Annotated in this window: 7 protein-coding genes; 3 read left to right on the top strand and 4 right to left on the bottom strand. The window is 67.8% G+C overall.

Annotated elements, in window-relative coordinates; translation table 11 throughout:
• A partial coding sequence (locus AC1D12_RS17200; protein WP_477841751.1) for an amidohydrolase family protein occupies positions 1–971 on the bottom strand: 971 nt, incomplete at its 3' end.
• 272 nt (positions 972–1243) lie between these two features.
• On the opposite strand from AC1D12_RS17200, the gene AC1D12_RS17195 reads away from it, so the two are divergent.
• Positions 1244–1885 (top strand): response regulator, encoded by a 642-nt coding sequence (locus AC1D12_RS17195; protein WP_477824876.1) that lies wholly within the window; start codon positions 1244–1246, stop codon positions 1883–1885.
• Between the two features lie 16 nt (positions 1886–1901).
• Here the strand turns inward: AC1D12_RS17195 and AC1D12_RS17190 are convergent, their stop codons facing one another.
• Genes AC1D12_RS17190 through AC1D12_RS17180 form a run of 3 tightly spaced genes read right to left on the bottom strand, consistent with a single transcriptional unit; the run spans position 1902 to position 5989 of the window.
• Positions 1902–4880, bottom strand: a complete 2979-nt coding sequence (locus AC1D12_RS17190) for a sensor histidine kinase (protein ID WP_477841749.1) — start codon at positions 4878–4880, stop codon at positions 1902–1904.
• Entirely contained in the window at positions 4877–5305 is a 429-nt protein-coding gene (locus AC1D12_RS17185; protein ID WP_477824878.1) for a DoxX family protein, read from the bottom strand. The genes AC1D12_RS17190 and AC1D12_RS17185 overlap by 4 nt, the downstream gene beginning before the upstream one ends.
• Complete coding sequence (locus AC1D12_RS17180) at positions 5306–5989, bottom strand: response regulator transcription factor (RefSeq protein ID WP_477841748.1); 684 nt, start codon at positions 5987–5989, stop codon at positions 5306–5308.
• Between the two features lie 178 nt (positions 5990–6167).
• Between AC1D12_RS17180 and AC1D12_RS17175 the strand changes: the two genes are divergently transcribed.
• Positions 6168–7142 carry an alpha/beta fold hydrolase gene (locus AC1D12_RS17175; protein ID WP_477824880.1) on the top strand — a complete coding sequence of 325 codons (975 nt, stop codon included), beginning with the start codon at positions 6168–6170 and terminating at the stop codon, positions 7140–7142.
• Positions 7143–7268: 126 nt separating this feature from the next.
• The coding region (locus AC1D12_RS17170; RefSeq protein WP_477841746.1) for a PAS domain-containing protein at positions 7269–8442 on the top strand (1174 nt) is incomplete at its 3' end.

The raw sequence follows: 8442 nt of genomic DNA, 5'->3' as shown, positions 1-8442 counted from the left end.
GCGTCCATCATCGCCGGCATCTCGGGCCGCGGCACGAGAAGGTCCTCGAAGTCGGCGGCCGAGAAGGCCAGCATCTCGCCGGCGCCGTTGAGGCGGTACATGTCGCTGCCGTCGCCGGGCTTGCCCGTCGCGATCCAGCGCCGGAAGTCGTCGAGCTCCGCCTTCGCCTTCTGCGGGAACAGGTTGTAGGCGAAGCGAAGTGTCAGCCGACCCTCGCTGGCCAGCTTGTCGATGACTGCGTAGTCGTCCGGGTAGTTCTGGAAGCCACCACCGGCATCGCCCACCGACGTGACCCCGAGCCGGTTCTCCTCGCGCATGAAATGCAGCGTGGAGTTCACCTGATYGTCGAAGTCCAGCTTCGGGCCCTTGGCCAGCGTGTTGTAGAGCACGAAGGCGTTGGGCTCGGCCAGCAGCAGGCCGGTGGGCTCGCCCTTGTGGTCGCGCTCGATGATGGCGCCCGGCGGTTGTGGCGTGTCGCGCGTGTAGCCCACCGCACGCAGCGCAGCGCGGTTCAGGAAGGCCTGGTTGTAGAGATTGAGCACGAAGACCGGCGTGTCGGGCGCCGCTTCATTGATCTCCTTCAGCGTCGGCAGGCGCTTCTCGACGAACTGGGTGTCGTTCCAGCCGCCGACGACGCGCACCCACTGGGGCGGTGGCGTCACCCGCGCCTGGGCCTTCAGCATCTCGAGCGCCGCATGCAGGCTGCGCACACCGTCCCAGCGCAGCTCCATGTTGTAGTTGAGGCCGCCGCGAATCACGTGCGTGTGCGAGTCGGTCAGGCCGGGGATCACGCGGCGCCTCTCGACATCGACGACGCGGGTCTGCGCATCGGCGAGGGGCACCAGTTCGGCGTCGCTGCCGACCGCCAGCACCATGCCGTCCTTGATGGCCACCGCGCCGGCGTCGGGCCGTGCGGGGTCCAGCGTGCTGATGCGGCCGTTGTACAGAACCAGGTCGGGCGCGACGCGCATGTCGCGCGCCAGCGCGGTCACCGGACCGGCCAGCGCGGTCAGGCCCAGCAGGGACGCCGCTTGCAGGAACTCGCGCCGATCCGGGCGTTGATCGAATTGAATCGACATGGTGAATCCTCCGAATGTCGGGTTGTGAGACGACACATTGAGCCGCTTGTCATGTCTTGCCGCCACGACCCGTAGGGCGGCCGCGTCCTCTCCCTTTGGCCCAGGTGCCGCACCGACCCCGTGTGTAAACTCGCGAGCACCGTTCGACTCCAGTGAGACACCCGATGCACGCCGTGGGCCCGACGAGCCAGCCGATCAAGGTGCTCGTCGTCGACGATCACCCCCTGATGCGCGAGGGCATCGCTGCCGTGATCGAGAGGGAGCCCGGCATGTTGCTGGTCGCCGAGGCGAGCAACGGGCACGAGGCGACCGAACGCTTTGCCGAGCACCGCCCCGACGTCACCTTGATGGATCTGCAGATGCCGGAGGTCGACGGTGTCGCCGCCACGGTGGCGATCCGTGCGCAATGGTCCGACGCTCGCATCGTGATGCTGACGACCTACCGGGGCGACACGCAGGCGCGCCGCTCGCTGCAAGCGGGTGCCAGCGGCTACCTGCTCAAGAGCATGATCCGCAACGAGCTTCTCGCCGCCATCCGATCCGTCCATGCCGGCGAGCGCTGGATTCCTCGCGAGGTGGCCGCCGAACTGGCCGCGCACCTGACCGACGACCCGCTGTCCGCGCGCGAACTCGACGTGCTGAAGCAGGTCGCGGCCGGCAACTCGAACCGGCGGGTCGCCGGCGAGCTCGGTGTCACCGAGGACACGGTCAAGTCCCACATGAAGAGCATCATGAGCAAGCTCTCCGCGCGCGACCGCACGCATGCGGTCATGATCTCCCTCAAGCGAGGGATCCTCGATCCCTGACAGGCCCTCTTCTGCGTCACCCGCGCCATCCGTCCCACGCGCGCCGCCGGTGCCGGTAGGCGATCCTGGCAGGGACCTCCAGCGTGACCGTGGTGCCGCGTGCATCCGAGTGGACGCCCAGGCGCCCGCCCAGACGATCCGCCCGCTCTCGCATCCCGACCAGGCCCCAGCGCCCGGCGTGCGACTGCTTCGCGTCGAAACCACAGCCGTTGTCCACGATTCGCAGTCTGAGCTGCCTCGATGCAAACGTCACGCCAAGCTGGACGCCCGTGGCTGCCGCGTGTCGGAACGCATTGCTCAGCGCCTCGGTGGCGATGCGCTGCAGCTCCGGCACGCCCACCGGATCGAGTTCGCGGGCAGCCCCGTCGATGCGCATCGCAAAGGAAACGCCGGTGTCTGCGGACCAGCGCTCACCGACCGATTGCAGGCCATCGGCAAAATCCGTCGAGCTGCCGGTGACCCCCCGCAGGTCCGTCACCGCATCCCGCCCATCCGCGATCACTTCGTCGGCCAGGTCCAGCGCGTTGCGCATCAGGTCGCGGGAGCGCTCGTGCGGCGGAATCTGTTCCATCGCCGCGTGGAACCGGATCACCAGGCCCTGCACGGCCTGCAGGAAGGTGTCATGGAGTTCCCGGGCGATGCGTTCCCGCTCGACCGTCCGCTCCTCCCAGCGCAGCCGCAAGCGGGCCTTGACCGCGCGCAGCCTCCATGAGAACAGCAGGCACACGGCGGCCGCGGCAGCGGCAGCGCACAACGCGACGAACCAGCCCGTTTGCACGAAGGTGGGAGGAATGACGAACGAGACGCTCGCGCCGGTTTCATTCCACACGCCGTCATTGTTGGCGGCGATCACCTGGAATCGATAGCGGCCGGGCGGCAAGTCCCTGAAACTGGCCTCGCGGTGGGTGCCGGCGTCCTGCCAGTCGGCGTGCTCGTCGCCAAGGCGATACCTGAACCTCACGCGCTCTGGCATCGTGAGGCTCGGCGCGGTGTAGGCAATCTTCAGGTCGCGCGGATGCACCGGCAACTGCGTCGCGGCGCCTGCATCGAACGCATGCGCGAGACCGTCCACCGTGATCGACTTGACGATCACGGCGGGCGCGATGGTGTTGCGCGGCATGCGCATGGGGTCGGTCCATACCACGCCGTTCGCGGCGGCAATCCAGAGGCGGCCGCCGTTGCCCAGCGCCGCCTCGGGCGCCCCCGGCAGCCCGTCCAGATGGTCCAGCAGGTCATGGCGGACGGGATGCTCAGGGTGGCGCAACGCCTGCTGCAGGTCGTCGGCCGCGATGTGGACCATGCCATCCGCCGTGCTCACCCACAGGTCCCCTGTCGAGCCGGGCACGATGCCCTTGACCCGGATGAACGCACCGCGCGATCCCATCACCGGGTGGATCGCATCGCCGCTCAGTCGCCACAGGCCTTTCTCGGTCCCGATCCAGAGGTGTTCGGCCTGCTGCGCGAACGTCTCCACCGACCCCAGGTCCAGGTGCGACGAAGACTCCCTCGCGGGGAGCACCGCCGCGAGCCGATCGCCGTCGAGGACGGTGACCACCCCATCGTCATAGCCGAACCAGACGCGGCCCCGCGCATCGGTGAACAAGGCCGACACGTTGTGGGTGGGCATGTCCGTGCGTCCCCCCCACAAGGTCCACTCATCGCCGACCACGCGGTAGGTGCCGACTCGCAGCACCGACACCCACATCGCGCCCTGCGCGTCCTGCGTCATGGCCTGGATGCCGGCGTAGTTGAAGGAAGAAGAGGCGCTCGCTCCACGATGGGCCAGGCGCTGCCATCGTCCACCGGCTTGAAGCTTCCACAGCGAATCGCCGCCGGCCGCCCACAGAATGCCCGACGGGTCGCTGTAGAGGGCAGCGAGTCCCGTTCCGGCCAGATGTCCGAAACCGATCGGCTCCAGCGAGGTGCTCCGAGCGCGGAAGACGTTGCCGAGGGCGGTGCCGATCCATGCGCCACCTTGCCCGGCGGGTGCGAGCCAGAACTCGTTGGACCCTGTGTCCAGCGGCAGCTTCAGGAAGGCCGGAGCGCGGAATCGGTCGAGTCCGCCGCGTGTGGCAAACCAGATGTTCCCTTCGCGATCCTCGATGATCCGGGAGACGGATTCCCCGGAGAGGGGCACGAAGCCGACGCCCTCGCCTCGCCTGGCGCCGTCGATGCCTCCGACCCACAGGTGGCCTTCGCGGTCGAAGGCACACCCGGCCGCCGCCGTGATACCGCGGTCGACCCATCCAGGGGCGGTTGCACCGGACGCGGGCGGCGCGGTCAATGTCAGCATGCGAACGCGTCCGGAAGTGCACACCATGGCGGCACCGCCAGGATGCAGGAGCATCGTCTGGGAATTGCTGCGAGGCACTGCGACGGGCAGTTTCTCGAACCGGTTCGCGCCGTCTCGAAGGTAGAAGATCCGGTCATTGCTCATCACCCACAGCGTGCGATCGCGATCCAGGATGAGCTCGTCGACCGGATCCGCAGGAACGTTCCAGGTGGCATTCGCCGGCTGCCATCGTCCGCCGTCGAGTCGAAACAGCCCGCGGGTCGTCCCCGCCCACAGGGTTCCGTCCCCTGCCTTTGCCATGCCCGCCACGGACGATCGCGGCAGCCCCTGGGCCTGGCCGTAGTTCACCAGGCGGCCCTCGTGCAGATGGCTCACGCCGCCGAGGTGGTGCCCGATCCACAGTCCGCCATCCGTGGCCACGTACAACCCGGAAATGTCCTGCGACAGGAGCGGGACGCCACCGGCGCCGGAGATGCGCTCGAACTCCACGCCGTCGAAGCGGAACAGTCCCCCCGAGGTGCCCAGCCACAGAAAGCCGTCGCGGGTCTGGGCGATGGCCTCGATGCCCGTCGGCACGCCATCCTGGGCGGTCCACTTGGTGTGATACAGCTGCGAGATGCCGTACTGCGCCGGCAGGGCCCGGGCGGCCATGCAGCTCAATGCGATGGCCAGTGCCACCCCGACCTTGGACGCTGCGTTCACCCGGCCCTCGGACTCGGACGAAGTCCGGCGTTGCGCTCGCAGCGGTCGTGCCAGGCGACCAGCACGAGCGCGCCGGCCAGCCCGAGATGCTCGAAGAAGGCATGCGTCAACATCGCGCGYGGCATGCCCTGTTCCTCCCAGAACCGATTCGCGATGAGCGTCGCGACCAGCGTGAAGGCCGCGAGCAGCAACGCGCCGACGCAGCGCCCCCAGCCGACAAGCACCAGCACGGAACCCACCAGCTCGATGGCGATGGCCGCCACCGCGAGCAACCCCGCAGGCCGCAAGCCGAATGCGGTCATCTCCGCGAGGGCTCCGTGGAAATCCAGCGCCTTCTCCAGGCCGCCCTGGAGGTAGGCCGAACACAGCAGCAGCAGGCAGAGCCGATGCAGGGCGCATGCCCAGGGGGAATCCTTCCCGCTCATCTAGGCCGCCACCGAGCTTCGAGCGGCCGCTGCGCGCGTCGGACGCGGGGCCAATCCCTGCTGCGACGCGATCCAGAGGGCCTCGGTCCGGCACCGCGCGCCCAGCTTCGACAGCAGCCCCCGCATGTGCGCCTTGACCGTTCCCACCGAGATCCCCAGCGAGCGGGCCACCTCCTTGTTGTTGTGGCCACGGCGGACCAGCGCCAGCACCTCACCCTCTCGCACGGTCAGGGCCGGCCGCGACAGGCTGTCGACCATGCGAAGCGTCGCGGCGCTGCACAGATACCGGCGCCCGGCCGCCACGGCCCGGGCGGCGCTCACGATCTCGTCCGCCGAGCAGCCGACCACCACGTAGCCGCGGATGCCCGCTTCCAAGGCGCTTCGCACATCGATCTCCTGGCCCCTCATGGCCACGACCATGAGCTTCGCGCCCTGGCGGGAATCGGCCTGCAGGCCCACTGCCCTGCGGACACCGCTGTCGTGGTCGAGGATGAGCACGTCGGCCGGCGCGCTCCGCTCCCGGTCAGGGCGATCCAGGTCGGCCGCGGCGCGCAACTCGAATTCAGGCCATGCGCCGAGGATGTAGCGCAACCCCGCCTCGATGACGGGATCGTCATGGGCCAGCTCTATCACCGTGGGTCTGTTCGAAGGCATTGCAATGCTCCATTCATGTGGTTTGCGCATGGTCGCCTTCCGATGCAACCAGGACGAGTTAACTGCGGTTAAAACTCGAGGAGTCGGCGACAGGAGCGCCCTACGCCCTCGGGCCAGCGGCCTGCAGGCCGCAGGAAAGGGGCATCGCGCACGGCCTGCGGATAGGCTCGGTTCGATGTGCCAACTCGAACCCTGAAAGCCGCGAACCATGCACTCGAACCTTCCTTGGCGAGCACTCGTTGCCGCCGTCCTGAGCTGCTACCTCGGCGCGTGCGCCGTCGACCGTGCCGGTCGCATCGAATCGACCGGCGAGTCGCAGCAGGGGTCTCGCGTGCAGTACCGGACGGTCGTCGTGAAAGGAATCAAGATCTTCTATCGCGAAGCGGGCGACCCTCGCAAGCCGACCCTGCTGCTGCTGCACGGCTTTCCTTCGTCTTCGCACATGTATCGAGAGCTGATCCCGCTGCTCTCGAACGACTTCCACCTGGTGGCACCCGACTACCCGGGCTCGGGCTTCAGCGACTACCCTTCTGCCGAGAAGTTCTCCCCCACGTTCGAAAGCCTGGCAGATGTGATGGCAGCGTTCGTCTCCCAGATCGGATTGAAAAGCTACGTCCTCTACCTGCAGGACTTCGGCGGTCCGGTGGGCTTTCGCATGGCCGTGAAGAATCCGGCGGCGGTCGCCGGGCTGATCATCCAGAACGCCAACGCGTATGTCGAAGGCATTGCAGCCGAGCAGCTCGGCGGAATGCGCGCCCGTGCGGCGGGCCTCACCCCGGAAGGGCGCAGGCAGATCGAGCAGCTCGTGTCCCGTGACTTCACGATGTTCCAGTACCGGACCGGCAGCCGGAATTTCGAGTCCATCGACCCCACCGGATGGAACCTGGATGCCCTGCTCCTCGAGAACCCCAGCGTCCGGAGAATCCAGATCGGCCTGATGTCGGACTACTTCAGCAACGTCATCGACTACCCGAACTGGCAGGCCTTCATGCGCGCACGTCCGCTGAAGACGCTCATCGTGTGGGGCAGGAACGACCCGATCTTTCTTCCGGCCGGTGCGCACGCCTACCTTCGGGACATTCCCGACGCGCGCCTGCGCCTTCTCGACACGGGGCACTTCGCGCTCGAAGAAGACGTGCTCCCGATCTCGCGGGAGATCCGGAAGATGTTCGCCGATCGATAGGTTCATGCGTGCCTCGCGTCGCAGAGGGCCACTGGTCCGGGGACTGAAGCCTATCCCCCGGTGCCGCACGCACTCAATCCTCCTTTGATCGTCGGGCCCTCGCGGAAAGTCGCAGGTTCCTAGACCTTGGTCGAGGTTCATGCCCACATTCGGCGCGGTATGCTCATCGCTCGCAGTCGAGCCATGAGTGCACACGCCCCCATCACATCGCCTTCCCGTGCCGCCGCCGAAGACCCGCAGCTGCAGCAGTGCCACGACGACATCGAGCGCCTGACCCGCCTGCCGGCGACGTGGCGGGGAGTGGACCCGACCTCCATCGTCGAAGACCTCCTGGAGACGCTGGTCGACATGCTGGACCTGGACTTCGCCGGGCTGCGCTTCAGCGAAACGGTGCACATCTTCCTGCGCACCGGCAAGACGCCCGCCGCCGCGCACGATCCCGAGGCGATCCGGCGTGCGGTCGGTCAGTGGCTGGCGGACAACCCGGCGCTCGGCCCATCAGCCATGCCCCTCGGCAGCGACGTGCTGTCCGTCGTGGCCGTCGCGATGGGCGACATCGCCGGCCYGGGCGTGCTGGTGACCGGCTCCCGGCGAGCGGGGTTTCCGCAGCGCCTCGAGTCGCTGCGCCTGAAGATCGCGGCGACCCAGGCGAGCCTCGCGTGCCGCGAGGTCCGCGAGCTCACCGACCGCAGGCCACCGGCCGATACACGCGCCGAGAAGCCCACGGGCGAGGCGCTCGCAGAAAGCGAATGGCGGCTCAACCTCATCATCAACACCATCCCGGCCATCGCCTGGTCGGCGACTTCGGACGGCATGCTGGATTTCTGCAACCAGCATTTCGTGGACTTCGTCGGGCTGCCCGCCGACGAGATCCTCGGGCTCGGCTTCTATCGCATCTTTCACCCGGACGACGTGGCGGCCCTGCTGTCCACCTGGCAGGACATCATGGCGTCGACGCGTTCGCGGGAAGTCGAAGGCAGGCTCCGGCGTGCCGACGGCCAGTACCGATGGTGCACGCTGCGGCAGAACCCGCTGCTGAACTCGCAGGGCAAGGTCGTGAAGTGGTACGGCGTCGTGCTGGACATCGAAGACCGCAAGCGCACCGAGAACGCCCTGGAGGAAGCCAGGTCGGCACTGCTCGCCAGCGAGCAGAACCTTCGCCTCATCATCGACTCGCTGCCGGTGCTCGCCTGGGTGGCTCGACCGGACGGCTCGGCAGAATTCGTGAACCGGCAGTGGGCCGCCTATGTCGGCGTCGAACCCGAACAGATCCTCGAGTGGGGCTTCCTCGACTTCTACC

The sequence above is a fragment of the Rhizobacter sp. P1_G5 genome (genome assembly GCF_056405435.1).
This window is presented reverse-complemented; position numbering and strand designations above follow the sequence as displayed.